The sequence below is a fragment of the Micromonospora sp. NPDC049257 genome (assembly GCF_040678915.1).
In the GTDB taxonomy this organism is placed as follows: Bacteria; Actinomycetota; Actinomycetes; order Mycobacteriales; family Micromonosporaceae; genus Micromonospora; species Micromonospora antibiotica.
In genome coordinates this window covers 21,854-36,819 of the sequence record NZ_JBFAQU010000037.1, presented here as the reverse complement: position 1 = coordinate 36,819, position 14,966 = coordinate 21,854, and the positions used below count along the sequence as shown (strand labels likewise).

At 73.5% G+C, this 14,966-nt stretch carries 12 protein-coding genes and 1 tRNA gene; 9 read left to right on the top strand and 4 right to left on the bottom strand.

Annotated features, from left to right (window positions below):
- Window positions 1–14: 14 nt before the first annotated feature.
- Entirely contained in the window at window positions 15–1,259 is a 1,245-nt protein-coding gene (locus AB0K25_RS29960; RefSeq protein WP_208570400.1) for a hypothetical protein, read from the top strand.
- Between the two features lie 65 nt (window positions 1,260–1,324).
- On the top strand, window positions 1,325–2,176 hold the full coding sequence (locus tag AB0K25_RS29955; RefSeq protein ID WP_363823824.1) for an alpha/beta hydrolase: 852 nt from the start codon (window positions 1,325–1,327) through the stop codon (window positions 2,174–2,176).
- A gap of 61 nt (window positions 2,177–2,237) precedes the next feature.
- Here the strand turns inward: AB0K25_RS29955 and metG are convergent, their stop codons facing one another.
- Window positions 2,238–4,040: a methionine--tRNA ligase gene (gene metG / locus AB0K25_RS29950; RefSeq protein WP_208570398.1), complete on the bottom strand. Its 1,803-nt coding sequence runs from the start codon at window positions 4,038–4,040 to the stop codon at window positions 2,238–2,240.
- A gap of 152 nt (window positions 4,041–4,192) precedes the next feature.
- Between metG and AB0K25_RS29945 the strand changes: the two genes are divergently transcribed.
- A complete protein-coding gene (locus tag AB0K25_RS29945; protein WP_363823822.1) occupies window positions 4,193–5,059 on the top strand; it encodes a hypothetical protein in 867 nt (288 codons plus the stop codon).
- 66 nt (window positions 5,060–5,125) lie between these two features.
- Here AB0K25_RS29945 and rsmI read toward each other — a convergent pair whose 3' ends face one another.
- On the bottom strand, window positions 5,126–5,974 hold the full coding sequence (gene rsmI / locus AB0K25_RS29940) for a 16S rRNA (cytidine(1402)-2'-O)-methyltransferase (RefSeq protein ID WP_208570397.1): 849 nt from the start codon (window positions 5,972–5,974) through the stop codon (window positions 5,126–5,128).
- An 83-nt stretch (window positions 5,975–6,057) separates the two neighbouring features.
- Between rsmI and AB0K25_RS29935 the strand changes: the two genes are divergently transcribed.
- The 6 genes from AB0K25_RS29935 (at window position 6,058) to AB0K25_RS29910 (ending at window position 13,634) form a co-directional block, all read left to right on the top strand.
- Window positions 6,058–7,950, top strand: a complete 1,893-nt coding sequence (locus tag AB0K25_RS29935; protein ID WP_308291011.1) for a phospholipid carrier-dependent glycosyltransferase — start codon at window positions 6,058–6,060, stop codon at window positions 7,948–7,950.
- Window positions 7,951–8,549: 599 nt separating this feature from the next.
- Window positions 8,550–9,830, top strand: coding sequence for a VWA domain-containing protein (locus AB0K25_RS29930; protein WP_363823820.1), 1,281 nt, complete (start codon window positions 8,550–8,552; stop codon window positions 9,828–9,830).
- A gap of 2 nt (window positions 9,831–9,832) precedes the next feature.
- On the top strand, window positions 9,833–10,612 hold the full coding sequence (locus AB0K25_RS29925; protein WP_357536336.1) for a peptidase: 780 nt from the start codon (window positions 9,833–9,835) through the stop codon (window positions 10,610–10,612).
- 148 nt (window positions 10,613–10,760) lie between these two features.
- Window positions 10,761–11,417, top strand: a complete 657-nt coding sequence (locus tag AB0K25_RS29920; RefSeq protein ID WP_208570395.1) for a 4'-phosphopantetheinyl transferase superfamily protein — start codon at window positions 10,761–10,763, stop codon at window positions 11,415–11,417.
- Between the two features lie 514 nt (window positions 11,418–11,931).
- Complete coding sequence (locus tag AB0K25_RS29915) at window positions 11,932–12,570, top strand: DUF4352 domain-containing protein (protein WP_363823819.1); 639 nt, start codon at window positions 11,932–11,934, stop codon at window positions 12,568–12,570.
- Window positions 12,571–12,740: 170 nt separating this feature from the next.
- Window positions 12,741–13,634 carry a S1 family peptidase gene (locus AB0K25_RS29910; RefSeq protein ID WP_363823818.1) on the top strand — a complete coding sequence of 298 codons (894 nt, stop codon included), beginning with the start codon at window positions 12,741–12,743 and terminating at the stop codon, window positions 13,632–13,634.
- An 84-nt stretch (window positions 13,635–13,718) separates the two neighbouring features.
- Here the strand turns inward: AB0K25_RS29910 and AB0K25_RS29905 are convergent.
- Window positions 13,719–13,795, bottom strand: a tRNA-Ala gene (locus AB0K25_RS29905).
- A gap of 260 nt (window positions 13,796–14,055) precedes the next feature.
- The gene (locus tag AB0K25_RS29900) at window positions 14,056–14,868 is read right to left on the bottom strand and encodes a hypothetical protein (protein ID WP_219466852.1); all 813 of its coding nucleotides are present in this window, start codon (window positions 14,866–14,868) and stop codon (window positions 14,056–14,058) included.
- Window positions 14,869–14,966: the final 98 nt, after the last annotated feature.

The window sequence follows — 14,966 nt, the reverse complement described above, 5'->3', positions numbered from 1 at the left end:
TTAGCCTAGCCGGGATGAGCGTCACCGACCGGGCCAGCGGCGCCGCCTCCGAGCGGACCGGGTTGCGCGTCACCTACGGCGGGGTGGTCCACCCGGCGGAGGAGCTGGCCCGGGGCGCGGCCTACGAGCTGTTCAGCGCCGAGGCGGCACCCGGCTTCGAGTGGGCGCCCCGCCCGGGTTCGACCTGGCCGTGGCGGCGGTTCGTGCACGTCACCGAGGTGACCGAGGTGACCGGCGGCGGGACGCCGGCCGAGGAGCCGGAGGCGGCGCTGCTGATGCCGGTGCACCGGGACCGGGGCTGGTCGTACGTGCACCAGCTCAGTCAGCAGCCGACGGCGGCCGGCGACCCGACGGTGGTTGCGGTGCGCGGGTCGGCGGTGCTGCGCCGGGGCACCCGGATGGTCAAGGTGCTCTCGGCCCGGCAGCTCGCCGGGTACGTACGGGGTTGGTTGCCGCACGGTTTCTGCTACCGCGAGCACGACGTGGCGCACCTGCGCACGCCGGCCGCGCTGGCGGTGCTGCGCGGTGACGGCACCAGTGGCGACGGCACCGACATCGGGTACGCGCTGCGCTGGCGGGCCGCCGACCCGGGCGACTACGACGTGCCGGTCGGCGAGGCGCACCGGGGCCTGCTGGGGTTGGCGCCCCGGGAGCGGCTCGGCCCGCCGGTGCTGGGCACCGGGTTCGTGCCGAGTTCGGCGCAGTTGATCCCCGAGTTCGTCACCCGGGACTTCGCCGACCTGCCGATGCCGGCCAACGCCACCCTGCTGGCGTACACCGCAGAGGGGGCCGAGGTGGTGCTCTACAGCTACCAGGCGGAGCAGCGGGGCTGGTTGCGGATGGTGGGGCCGCAGTGGCGGCACCTGCTGGCCGCGGTGCCGGGTCTGTCCCCCGACCAGGAGTACGTGCCGACCGGCGAGGTGCCCCGCTCCACCCAGCTCGTCGGCGGGTACGCGGGTGGCGAGTACGAGGCGGTGGCGGACCTGCCGGGCGGGTTCCGGGTGTTGGCGATGACCCGCGCGGCCCGGTACCCGGTGGACCAGGTGGCCCGCCGGCTGCGGTACGTCCGGTGGCGGGGGGTGCCGTGCCTGGTGCTCCGGGAGGAGGCGGGCTGGCTGCGGCTGCGGCTGCGCCGCCCCGATCCGGACGCGGTGCGCGACACCGGGGCGCAGTGCCACGAACGGGGCGTGTACGAGACGTGGGCGCCGACCGCCGAGGTGACCGACGACCAGGTGGTGGACCTGCCGTACGCGCTGTGAGGGCATACCGGGGGTCGGTCGGGGAAAGCGCGGGGGGTCCGACACCGACGGATCAGGAGAAGCGCATGCCCTTCATCACCGTGGGTACGGAGAACTCCGCCCCCATCGACCTGTACTACGAGGACCACGGCCAGGGTCAACCGATCGTGCTGATCCACGGCTTCCCGTTCAACGGGGCGACCTGGGAGAAGATGTCGGGTCCGCTGCTCGCGGCCGGGTACCGGGTGATCACCTACGACCGGCGCGGGTTCGGCAGCTCGGCCCAGCCGGCGATGGGCTACGACTACGACACGTTCGCCGCCGACCTCGACGTGCTGATGACCGAGTTGGACCTGCGCGACACGATCCTGGTGGGTCACTCGATGGGCACCGGCGAGGTGACCCGCTACCTCGGCACGTACGGGGCGGACCGGGTGGACCGGGCGGTGCTGATGGCGCCGTTGGCGCCGTACCTGTTGCAGACGGAGGACAACCCGGAGGGCGTCGAGAAGAGCCTCTTCGACGGGTTCCAGCAGGCGATCGTCGCGGACCGGTTCGCCTACCTGACGCAGTTCTGCGACGCGTTCTTCAACTACAGCGAGAACAAGGGCAGGTGGGTCAGCGAGGAGGCGTACCGGGCGCACTGGCAGATCGGTGCGCAGGCGTCGGCCAAGGGCACCCACGACTCGGTGGACGCCTGGCAGACCGACTTCCGGGGCGACGTGCCCAACATCGACGTCCCGGTGCTGATCATCCAGGGCGACAAGGACAACGTGCTGCCGTACCCGAAGACGGGTCAGCGGTTGGCGCCGATGCTGCCCAACGGCAAGCTGGTCACCCTGAAGGGTGCGCCGCACGGCATTCCGTGGACGCATCCGACCGAGGTGAACCGGGCGCTCATGGAGTTCGTCGGTGCGCCGTCGATGGCCCACGCCTGACGTTGTGCCGGCGCGGCCCCGGGGGGTTCCCCCGGGGCCGTTGCCCGTCCGTGGCGGCCGGTCAGCTCTCCAGCCGGGCCAGTTCCTCGTCGACGATCGACGGGTCGAGCTTGCGGAAGACGGGTTTGGGCGCGGTGAGCGGCCGGCCGGCGGGTAGCGGCACGGACTCCCAGCGCGCGCCGACGGTGTAGTCCCCGGTGAGCACCGGGTAGCCGGGGCCGCCGTCGAGGTCGTCGACCTCTTCGAGGACCGGCATCGGGGCGTGCACGCCGGTGCCGCCGAGCAGCTCGTGGATCTGCTGCGCGGAGTGCGGCAGGAACGGGGTGAGCAGGGTGTTGGCGTCGCTGATCACCTGGAGGGCGACGTGCAGGATGGTGCCCATCCGGGGCTTGTCGGCGTCGGCCTTGAGCTTCCAGGGGGCCTGTTCGGACAGGTAGCGGTTGGCCTCGGCGACGACCTTCATGGCCTCGCCGATGGCCTGCTTCTGCCGGTGCCGGGCGATCAGGTCGCCGACCGTGGCGAAGCCGGCGCGGGCCACCGCGAGCAGCGCCTCGTCGGCCTCGGTGAGCCCGGCCGGGTCGACCGGCGGGACCGCGCCGAAGTTCTTGGCCGCCATGGAGACCGACCGGTTGACCAGGTTGCCCCAGCCGGCGACGAGTTCGTCGTTGTTGCGGCGGAGGAACTCGGCCCAGGTGAAGTCGGTGTCGTTGCTCTCCGGGCCGGCGACGGCGATGAAGTAGCGCAGCGCGTCGGCGTCGTAGCGTTCCAGGAAGTCCCGGACGTAGATGACGACCTTGCGGGACGAGGAGAACTTGCGCCCCTCCATGGTCAGGTATTCGCTGGAGACGACCTCGGTGGGGAGGTTGAGCCGGCCCAGCTCGCCGGGCTGGCCGTCGTGCGCCCCGGCCCCGGAGTAGCCGCCGAGCAGGGCCGGCCAGATCACCGAGTGGAAGACGATGTTGTCCTTGCCCATGAAGTAGTAGCCCGGGGAGTCCTTGCCTTCCCCGTCGGCCGACCACCACCTGCGCCACGCGTCCGGGTCGCCGGTGCGTCGGGCCCACTCGATGGACGCGGACAGGTAGCCGATCACCGCGTCGAACCAGACGTAGATCCGTTTGTCGCCGCGGTCCTGCCAGCCTTCGAGGGGGATCGGCACGCCCCATTCGAGGTCCCGGGTGATGGCCCGGGGCTGGAGGTCGTCGAGCAGGTTGCGGGAGAAGCGCAGCACGTTGGGCCGCCAGCCCTCGCGGGTGTCGAGCCACTGGCGCAGCGCGTCGGCGAGGGCGGGGAGGTCGAGGAAGAAGTGTTCGGTCTCCACGAACTCCGGCGTCTCGCCGTTGATCTTGGATTTGGGGTCGATCAGGTCGATCGGGTCGAGCTGGTTGCCGCAGTTGTCGCACTGGTCGCCGCGGGCGCTGTCGTAGCCGCAGATCGGGCAGGTGCCCTCGATGTAGCGGTCGGGCAGGGTCCGCCCGGTGGACGGGGAGATCGCCCCGGTGGTGACCTTGGGGACGATGTAGCCGTTGCGGTGCAGCCCGGCGAACAGCTCCTGCACCACCGCGTAGTGGTTGCGGGTGGTCGTCCGGGTGAACAGGTCGTACGACAGGCCCAGCGCCAGCAGGTCCTCGGCGATCACCCGGTTGTACCGGTCGGCCAGTTCGCGCGGGGTGACCCCCTCGGCGTCGGCCTGCACCTGGATCGGGGTGCCGTGCTCGTCGGTGCCGGAGACCATGAGCACGTCGTGACCGGCCATCCGCATGTACCGGGCGAAGACGTCGGAGGGTACGCCGAAGCCGGACACGTGGCCGATGTGGCGCGGACCGTTGGCGTAGGGCCAGGCGACCGCGGCGAGAACGTGACTCATGACCAGCAAGCCTAGTGACCCGGGTCGGGGGGCGGCGAACCAATAGGGTCACCCGCGCCGCAGCCGCGGGAATTGCCGTCCACCGGAATTGCCCACCGACACGCGGAGTCAGCTCACGGACACCGAGCGCCACGCGGTGTCCAATGGCTGACGTGACGGGCAGACGATCGGGGCACGACGAATCGACGGCGGGCACCCGACGACCACCGCGTCCGGGCCCCGGGGACGGCCCGCCGCCGCGCGGGTCGGCCGTCGCCCCGCAGCCCCGACCCGTCCCCGGCCCGGACGACGCGACCGTCGAGGTCGAGCCGACCACCGGAGCGCCGGTCGACGCGGTGCCCCGGCGGGTCCCGGTCCGTCAACCGCGCAAGCACCGCCCCGGCCGCTCCCCCGACGGCGGTACGGACGACGACTCCTTCTTCTGGGCCCCGATCGAACAGGTGCACTGGGACGGCACCCCGCTGCGCAAGGAGCCGAAGCAGCGGCTGCGGTCCCCGCGCCGACCCCGGCCCACCCGGCTCACCCATCCGCCGGACCCGGTGCGGGGGCTCGCCGTGCTACTGGCGTTGAGCCTGGTGGCGGCGTTCTTCGCCTGGGTGAGCGCCGGGCCGCTCTGGCTGGCCGTCGGGCACTCCACGAGGGGGACGGTGATGATCACCCACTGTTCGGGCGGTGGGCTCACCCAACGCTGCCGGGGCATCTTCGCCGCCGGCGACGACCGGTTCCTGGTCCACGGGATACGGGTCAGCGGGGTCCCCGCCGATCACACCGACACCGGCACCACGCTGCCGGCGCGGGTGACCGGGCCGGGCGCGGACACCGCGTACGTGGACACCGGGGCGGGTGCGCACCTGCGCTGGCTGCTCGGCCTGCTGGCGGTGGCCGGCTGTTCGGCGGGGATCGTCCGGTGGACCGGGGCGAGCCTGCTGGCCGACCCCCGGCAGCGCCGCTGGGCGACCGGCGGCGGGTACGCCGGGCCCGCGCTGATCACCCTCGGCTTCCTCGTCGCCGCCTGGTGAGGCGGGCGGGCCGACGCGCGTCGCGGTCCAGTGGATCGGCCCGCGCGGATCGGCCCGTACCACGGCTCAGCGGTGCACGACGGTGTACACGTCCCGGCGGCGCAGCCCGTACCCGGTGGCCACGTCGCTGATCGCGTCCCGCCGGGACATCCCGGCGGCCTCCCGGTCGGCCACCCGGGCCCGCAGCGTGTCGTCGTCGGGGCGCTCGGCGGGGGTTTCCGGGGCCCCCGCGACGACCAGGGTGATCTCGCCGCGCGGTTCACCCTGGGCCGCCCAGTCGGCCAGTTCGCCGAGCGGCCGGCGGACGACCTCCTCGTAGGTCTTGGTCAACTCCCGGCAGAGCGCGGCGGGCCGGTCGACGCCGAACGCGGCGGCGAGGTCGGTCAGGGCGGCGGCGATCCGGTGCGGGGCCTCGAAGAGGACCAGGGTGCGCGGTTCGGCGGCGAGCGCCTTGAGCCGGGCCCGCCGGCCGCCGGGTGAGCGGGGCAGGAAGCCCTCGAAGCAGAACCGGTCGCTGGGCAGCCCGGACAGGGCCAGGGCGGTGGTGACGGCGCTCGGGCCGGGCGCGGCGGTGACCGGCACCCCGGCGTCGAGTGCGGCGGTGACCAGGCGGTAGCCGGGGTCGGAGACGCTGGGCATGCCGCCGTCGGTGACCAGCGCGACCAGGTAGCCCTCCCGGAGCACGTCGACCAGTTCCGGGGTACGGCGTTCCTCGTTGCCCTCGAAGTAGGAGACGATCCGGCCGCCGACGGTGACGCCGAGATCGCGGGCGAGCCGAGTCAGCCGGCGGGTGTCCTCGGCGGCGACCACGTCGGCGGTGGCGAGGACATCGCGGAGCCGAGTGGACGCGTCGGCCGGGTTGCCCAGTGGCGCACCGAGCAGAACCAGCCGTCCAATCTCGGACATTTCACCCACGAGACGTGCTCCTTCATCGATAGTCGTACCAATCTCGGGGACGATGGGCGCCACCGGGCACCTTCGCAGCCTACGATCGCCGGGTGACGAGTGCGTCGACAGCACAGAGTGCGAGCGCGGACCGGACCGACCCGGAGGCCCCGCCTCCCGAGGGCGGAGGAGGCGGCGTGCCGGCGATCATCCGCCGCAGGCTGGCCACCGTCGAGACCCGGCTGGACGTGAACTCGTGGATCGCCACCGCCGTGGTGGTGACGATCGCCGCCGTCCTGCGCCTGCTCGGGCTGAGCAGCCCCAAGGGCAAGATCTTCGACGAGATCTACTACGCCCGGGACGGCTACGGCCTGATCGACAAGGGCGTCGAGTGGAACTACAAGGACAACGGTCCCTCCTACGTGGTGCACCCGCCGCTGGGCAAGTGGCTGATCGGGCTCGGTGAGTGGGCCTTCGGCTACCAGGACGCGGAAACCAACATCTCCGTACCAGGCCACCTGATGACCACCGCCCCGGAGTTCGGCTGGCGCATCGGCGCCGCGCTCGCCGGCATCGTCTCGGTGCTGCTGCTGACCCGCATCGCCCGCCGGCTGTTCCGCTCCACCACCCTCGGTTGCGCCGCCGGTCTGCTGCTCGCCCTGGACGGCTTCCACCTGGTGCTCTCCCGCACCGCGCTGCTCGACATCTTCCTGCTGCTGTTCGTGCTCGCCGCCTTCGGCGCGCTGGTGCTCGACCGGGACGCCCGGCGACGGCGCTGGGCCCGCGCCCTCGACGAGGGTCTCGACCCGACCCTCCCCGGTCGGGCCGGCCGACCCGCCGGTGGCTGGCGGAACTGGCCCTGGTGGCGGCTGCTCGCCGGGGTGCTGCTCGGCTGCGCGTGTGCGGTGAAGTGGAGCGGGATCTACTTCGTGCCGGTCTTCGGGCTGCTGGTGCTGCTCTGGGAGGTCGGCGTCCGCCGGTCGGCCGGAACCCGCCGACCGTGGCGCGACGCGCTCCTGGACGAGTTGCCCTGGCTGGTGCTCGCCGGGCTGCTGGTGGTCGGGACGTACGTGCTGAGCTGGTCGGGGTGGCTGCTCTCCGACGAGGGCTACTACCGGTCCGCGGCCAAGTACCCGAACCTTCCGGGGCTGAACGACACCCCGATCATCGGCGCGCTCAACAACCTCTTCCACTACCACAAGGCGGCGTTCGAGTTCCATACCGGCCTGGAGACCGCCCACAAGTACCAGTCGTGGCCGTGGCAGTGGTTGCTGCTGGGCCGGCCGGTGGCGTTCCACTGGTCCGGCGACGGTGCCTGCGGTGCGCCGACCTGCGCCTCGGAGATCCTGCTCCTGGGCACCCCGCTGCTCTGGTGGTCGTTCCTGCCGGCCCTGGCCGCCACGCTCTGGCTCGGCGTGGCCCGTCGGGACTGGCGGGCCGGGGCGATCCTGGCGGCGGTCGCCGCCGGCCTGCTGCCCTGGTTCTGGTACGCCCTCGACGGCCGGACGATGTTCTCCTTCTACGCCGCCCCGGCGCTGCCGTTCCTGGTGCTGGCGGTGGTCTACGTGCTCGGCGCGATCGCCACCCCCACCACCCCGGACCCCACCACCCCGACCGGCCGCGTCCAGACCGGGACCGCCCCCGACCGCACACCACCCGACGGCACCGCCCAGCCCGGCACCACACCCGACGGCACCGCCCGGGACGACACACCACCGGCGGGCACCGCCCCGGACGTCACGCCACCGGACGGCACCGCACCCGACGACACGGGGTCGGACGTCGGCCGGCCGGTCGGCCCGAAGGCCACGGTCATGGTCGCGCAGGCCGATGCCGCCACGGCCGAGCAGCTCGCCGACCGGCGACTGATCGGCGGGGTCATCGTCGGCGCGTACGTGCTGCTGGTGGCGCTCTGTTTCGCCTACTTCTATCCCATCTTCGTCGGCAACCTCCTGCCGTACGACGACTGGTCCGCCCGGATGTGGCTGGACGGCCGCTGGATCTGACCCACCCCGTCCACCGCTGCGCGTCTGCCCCGGACCCGCCCGACCCCACCGGTCGAGGCGGGTCCGGCGCGTTCCGGGACGGTCGTCACCCGGCACCACAGTGGACGAGGGCAGACGGGAGGGCGCCGGCCGACACCGCAGGCACCACGGGTCGGGATCAGACACCTGGCGGGCCGGGGAGACGACGGGCCGGCAGCGGGGCGGAAGACCGGGGGCGGATCGCATCGGCCGGGATCTCCGGCGGGAACCGTCGGCGGCACCGGGAGCGGTGGCGGTGGCGCGGGAGGGGGTGTCCCACGAGTGTGCCGCAACGAAAGGACGCGCCCCGATCGCCTGCCACGGGGGAAGCGGGCGATTGGGGCGCGCATGGAGAGCTTAACCACGTTATGCCACCGGCACAACGGGTCGACTTGGGTCAGATTTCCGACCGATGCGTCGCGCGGCAAATGCTTTACATCTAGCATCTAACGGACGGTCGACGGTCATCGATCTCACACCGGTCCGCCGACGCACCGCGCCGGGCCGACGATCCCGTGGTCGAGACTCGCCCGGGTGCACCCCGACGAATCTCCATAGTGGATCTCACTACACTTCGCCCGGTGATCAACACGAGACGACGATCAACGACCGTCCTGATCGGAGTGTTGGCGGCGACCGCGCTGACCGGCCCCGTGCCGGCCCTCGCCGACAACGAGGAGCCCGCCGAGCCACCCAAGGTCGAGCTGGTCCTCGACGTCAGCGGCTCGATGCGGGCCAACGACATCGACGGACGCAGCCGGATCTCGGTCGCCCAGCAGGCGTTCAACGAGGTGGTCGACGCGCTGCCCGAGGAGACCCAGCTCGGCATCCGGGTGCTCGGCGCGACCTACCGGGGCAAGGACAAGAAGCAGGGCTGCCTGGACACCCAGCAGATCGTGCCGGTCGGCCCGGTGGACCGGACCGCCGCCAAGGCCGCGGTGGCGACGCTGCGCCCGACCGGCTTCACCCCGGTCGGGCTGGCCCTGCGCTCCGCCGCCCGGGACCTCGGCACCGGCACGACCGCCCGCCGGATCGTGCTGATCACCGACGGCGAGGACACCTGCGCCCCGCCCGACCCGTGCGAGGTGGCCCGGGAGTTGGCCGCCCAGGGCACCAAACTGGTGGTCGACACGCTCGGCCTCGCCCCGGACGAGAAGGTCCGCAAGCAGCTGCTCTGCATCGCCACCGCGACCGGCGGCACCTACACGGCGGCCCAGAGCGCCGACGAGCTGACCGGTCGGATCAAGCAGCTCGTCGAGCGCGCGAAGGACACCTACACCGCCGCACCGACGGTGGTCACCGGCCGGGCCGGGTGCGCCGACGCCCCGTTGCTCGCCCCCGGCGTCTACGCCGACCGGGAGGCGTTCTCCGAGCACCGCTGGTACCGGGTGCCCGTCCGACCGGGGCAGGAGCTGCGCGCCTCGGTCAGCGCGGCACTGGACCGGCCGGTGAACCCCGACCACGCGGTGCTGCTGCGGGCGACCGCCGCCGACGGCCGGGAACTGGTCCGGGGCGTCGACGCGGGCAGCGGTCGTACCGACGTGGTGTCGGCGGGATTGCGCTGGTCGGGGGCGGAGGACGAGGTGTCGCCGAGCCCGTCGGCCAGCGACGCGCCGGTCCCGGCCACCACGGTCTGCCTGGTGGTCAGCAACGCGTTCGCACCCCGACCGGGCACCCGGGCCGAGCCGGGCATGCCGGTCGAGCTGACCATCGACGTGGTCGCCTCGTCACCCGCCCCGACCGCGCCGGACCTGGGGCGCGGCTGGGTGCTGCTGCTCCTGCTCACCCTGGCCGGCCTACTCACCGGCCTGGTCGTCGGGCTGCTCACCCGCTGGTGGGTGGCGACGTGGAGGACGAACTGACGATGCGTACCCCGATCATGCGGACCGGCGCGGCACTGGCCGCCGCCGGACTCACCCTGCTCGTCGCCCCGACGCCGGCCCCGGCCGCGCCCACCCCCTCCCCCGGCGCCACCCCGGTCACCCGGGCCGGCACGTCCTTCCTGACCGCCACCGGCATCGCGGCCGGCCAACCGGTCCGGGTGGACGCCTCCACCGGCGATTTCCTGTACTGGTCGTTCCCGGCCTCGGCGGGACAGCGGCACCACATCACCGCCACGGTGTCCCTGCCCAAGGCCCGCACCGGCGCGTCCACCTGGACGGTGGAGGTGTTCGACGGGCTGCGCCGCCGGCAGGCGTGCACGGCCGGGGCGCAGACCCCGACGGTGGCCGCCTCCGCCGGCAGCGTGGCGCTCGGCTGCACGTTGCGTCAGGTGCGCTCCTGGGCGGAGCCGTGGTCGGCCGACCCGCTGCCCGGCACCTACTACGTCCGGCTGTCGGTCACCGACCTGCCCGAACCCGACCTGGGGCTCCCCGTCGACGTGGAGCTGCTGGTCTCCGCCGAGGGCGAGGGCTCGCGCGACGACGGCGAGTTGAAGGCGCCGCTGGTGCCGAACACCAAGGCCGGCGCGGTGCTGACCGGTGAGCCGGCGGCCGCACCCGCCGACGCCGACGACGACTGGTTCGACGGCGACTGGCTGCCCGCGCTCGGCTCCCGCTGGGCGTGGAGCGCGGTCGGCGGCGTGCTCGCCGCCGTGGCCGGGGTGTTCGGCTTCGCGCTGACCCGCCGCCCCCGCCGCCGCTGACCCGTCGTGGTGGCCGACCCCGGGTACCGGGCCGGCCACCACGACGGGACCCTCCGGTGTCGCCCGGTTGCGGTACGTTCACCAACCATGGCCGATGGTCCGCACACCGGGCGGACCCGGCGGTGGTCGTACCGGAGAGGGGTGGGTTATGCGTGACCTGCTGCCGGCGGCGGTCTCGGTGGCGGTGGCCGAGGGCGCCGACTGGGTCGGTGAGCTGCTCCCGGAGGAGCGGGCCGGGCTGGGCGAACGGGCCGTGGAGAGCCGGCGACGGGACTTCACCGCCGGTCGGGTCTGCGCCCGACGCGCGATGACCGCCCTCGGCCTACCGGCCACGCCGGTCCCCGCCGCACCGAACCGCGCACCGGTCTGGCCGACCGGGCTGATCGGCACCATCACCCACACCCGGGGCTACTGCGCCGCCGCGGTCGCCCGCCGCGCCGACCTGCGTGCGGTCGGCATGGACGCCGAGCGGCACCGGGAACTCGACCCGGGGGTACGCCGGATGATCCTGCGCCCCGAGGAGGCCGACCGGCTGGCCCGGTTGCCGGCCGGGGTGAGCTGGCCGGTGGTGGTGTTCAGCGCCAAGGAGACCGTCTACAAGGTCTGGCACCCGGTGGTGGGCTCCTGGTTGGACTTCCTGGACGCCACCGTCGACCTGGACCCGGACACCGGCGTCTTCACCGCCCGGATCGACCCGGCGCGGGTGTCGGCGGCCACCGTGGCGGATCCGCCCTCGGTGGTCACCGGCCGGTTCGTGATCGAGGGCGATCTGGTCCGCACGGCGGCGGTGCTGCCACTACGCTGACCCCTTCGTCAGCACCACCAGCTTTCCCGAGTGACGACCGTGTGCGAGGAGTACGGTGAGCCAGCCCCAACCCCCTTCCGGGCCGCAGGACCCCAACCAGCTGCCCCCGGTCGATCCGACCGCCCCGCCGCCCCCGGTCCCCGAACCGCCGCAACCGACCTACTCCACCGACCCGTACGCTCCGCCGTCGCCGTACGCGCCGCAGCCGCCGGTCTCTGCAGCACCGCAGCCGACGTACCCGCCGCCGCCGACGTCGGGACAGCCGTTCCCGTCGTACGAGCCGGGGACGGCACCGCCGGTGTCAGGTGCGGGCTACCCACCGGTGTCAGGTGCGGGCTACCCACCGGTGTCAGGTGCGGGCTACCCACCGGTGTCCGGCGCGGGCTACCCACCGGTGTCGGGTGCGGGTTACCCGCCTCACGGTGGGGGCTATCCGCCTCACGGTGGGGGCTATCCGCCGCCCGGTGGGGGTTACCCGCCGCCGCCCGGTGCTCCGGCTCCGCCCGGCTATCCGTTGGGTCCGCCGCCGGGCGGCTCCTCGGGCAAGAAGGTCTGGATCGTCATCGGCATCGTGGTCGCCGTGCTGGTGCTGCTCTGCTGCGGTGGCATCGTGGTCGCCGCGGTCGTCGGGGGCAACCAAGCCAACGAGGCGGCCGATGACTGGGAACGCTCGTTGCCCACCCCCGGTGCCACCGCTGCGCCGACGCTGCCGGGCGGGAGGCCGTCGGCGGCACCGTCGTCCACCGACGACGAGACGTTCAACCTGAAGGCCGGCGAGACGCTGGTGATCAGCGACGACGACGGCACCATCGAGATCACCGTCCGCAGCTTCAGCACCTCGACCAAGGGGTGCCGCTCGTTCGCCCCTCCGCCGGACAAGGGCATGTACCTGATCGCCGACGTCACCGCCACGGTGACCAAGGGCACCGCGTCGATCAACCCGTTCTACTTCCAGTGGGTGGCCGACAACGGCACCACGGTCAACGGGCTGGCCGGCGCGCTCTCCGGCTGCGGTGGCGACATGCTCGACTCGGGCAGCAACATCCGGGCCGGCAGCAAGCGCTCCGGTGCGGTGGTGTTCGACGTCGCCGACAAGAATGGCGTGGTCGAATACCAGCACCGGTTCGAGGCGGCGGGTTCCTGGAAGCCCTGATCTCCCGGGTCCCGTGCCGGGCCGGCTCCCTCGACGGGGGCCGGCCCGTTGCGTTGTCGGGCCCCGGCAGCACCGCGGGCGGGCCGGAATCGCTGCCGTCGCTTGAATCGGCCCCGGCATCGGCGGATGCTTAACGAATCGAACTCTACCGATCCAGAGGGAGGTGGGAGATGCGTCGTCTCTCGCTCGTCGCCCTGGCCCTGACCGTCGTCGTGCTGCCGGCGACCCCGGCCAGCGCGTACGCAGGCGGCACCGACCCGGCCGCCGTGCACCCCGGTGCCGCCGGACCGGCCGCCGCATCTCCCGGGGCCGTCGGGCCGACCGTGCAGGACGTGCGGACCGTCGGCACCGCCTGGGGACCCGACCCGGTCACCGGTCGCCTGACGCTCACCGTCGACGACACCGTCGCACCCGAGCAGGTACGCGCGCTGCGCGCCACCGCCGCGCGGGCCGGCGCGGACCTGCGCCGGGAGCCCGGCCGGCTGCGCCTGCTCATCGCCGGGGGGCAGGCCGTCTACGGCGGGGGCACCCGCTGCTCGCTCGGCGCGAACGTGCACAGCGGCAGCACCTACTACTTCCTCACCGCCGGGCACTGCACCGCCGCCGCGACGACCTGGTACGCCGACAGCGGCGGGACGACCGTGCTGGGCAGCCGGGCCGGCAGCAGCTTCCCCGGCAACGACTTCGGTCTGGTGCGCTACACCGGGAGGGTCAGCCACCCGAGCGCCGTCTACACCCATCCCGGCCTGCTCACCATCAACGGCGTCGGCACCCCGTACGTGGGTCAGGCGGTCTGCCGCAGCGGCACCACCACCGGCGTCCGGTGCGGCACGGTGACCGGCCTCAACCAGACGGTCAACTATGCCGAGGGCAGCGTGACCGGGCTGATCCGCACCAACATCTGCGCCGAGCCCGGCGACAGTGGCGGGCCGCTCTACGTCGCCGGGACCGGGCTGATCCTCGGCATCCTCTCCGGCGGCAGCGGCAACTGCACCAGCGGCGGCACCACCTTCTACCAGCCGATCGCCGAGGCGCTCGCCGTCTACGGCGTGACCATCCCCTGAGCGCCCCGGTCGGCGTCGCCCGGTCCCGGCCCACGACGATCAAGGGCGGGCCCCGAGTGGGGCCCGCCCTTGATCGAATGTTGCTGGTGGAGCTGTGGGGATTCGAACCCCAGACCCCCTCGATGCGAACGAGGTGCGCTACCAGACTGCGCCACAGCCCCTCCGCCGGATGGAACCGGCTTCGGTCCCACCCGGCTTTCACCGGGCGGGCCGGCAGCAAGACTAACAGCCCACCCGCCCCCCGGGCGAATCACCCCTCCCGCCGCGCGAACCGGCTGGTCCGCCGCACCGGTGAGCCGACGTTGGGGTATCCGAGCGCCCGGGTAGCGCCACTTCGGCCCACGTGAGTCGATCAGGAGACCCGACCAGCCCGAGCAGGGCGAGCACGTAGGGCGGGCGGGGCGGCAGGCCGGACCCGGGTTCAGCGGGGGTCGCGGCCGGACTGGTAGGGGCGGCCACGCAGGCCGCCGGAGCGGCGGTAGGACACCGAACCACCCCCGCTGGCCGCCGCCGGCAGGTCGGTCGGCCGGTCCAGGCCCATCGCCGTGCGGCGTACCGCCTCGCGTTGGGCGGCCAGGCGGCGCTGCGCCTCCCGGCGGGCCGCCGCCCGACGGGCCTGTTCGCGGCGCACCTCGGCCTGCCGGGCGGCGAGCCACGCCGCCTCCCGGGCCCGTAGCCGCCGCCGACGGCGTTCGGCCAGCGCCCGCCGCCGCAGGTGTACGACGTACACGACGAGCAGGGCGGCGGTGACCGAGAAACTGATCCAGAAGCCGGGGCTGACCACGATCACGCCGACCAGCTCGACGAGGTTGAGCAGCAGCAGCGCGGCGAGCACCCGACGCCGCCGGTACACGGCCGGGGTGTGCGGCCGGGGTGGACGCCGACGGGCCTGCCGGGGGGCGGGCGGCACCGCGCGCAGCCGGCCGGAGCGGCGGGCGGACGCCGACAGGGCGGCACGACGGCCGGGGGCCGGGGGCGCGGAGACCGGGGCGGCAAGGTTCCCGGTGGTGGCGTCCTCGGCGAGGGTGACGACGAGCGCCCGGGGCTGGTTGACCGGTCGCCGACCGGGGACGGTACGACGCCGCCGGCGGCGCTGGAGCACCCGCGCCGTCGACTGCGCCCGCTCCGCCACCAGCCGCTCGGTGGCGTCGTACCGACGGACCAGCGCCGGCGCGAGGGCGAGCAGGCCGGCGGCGGCGAGGACGGCGAGGAGCACCGAGGTCGGCACCCTCACCCCTCCCGTCACCGAATTTCGGGGCAACCACCGAACATCAGCAAGATCTTCCCCGAAAGATCACTCTCGACGCAGATCCTGCGGTCGGGCGGTGCTTG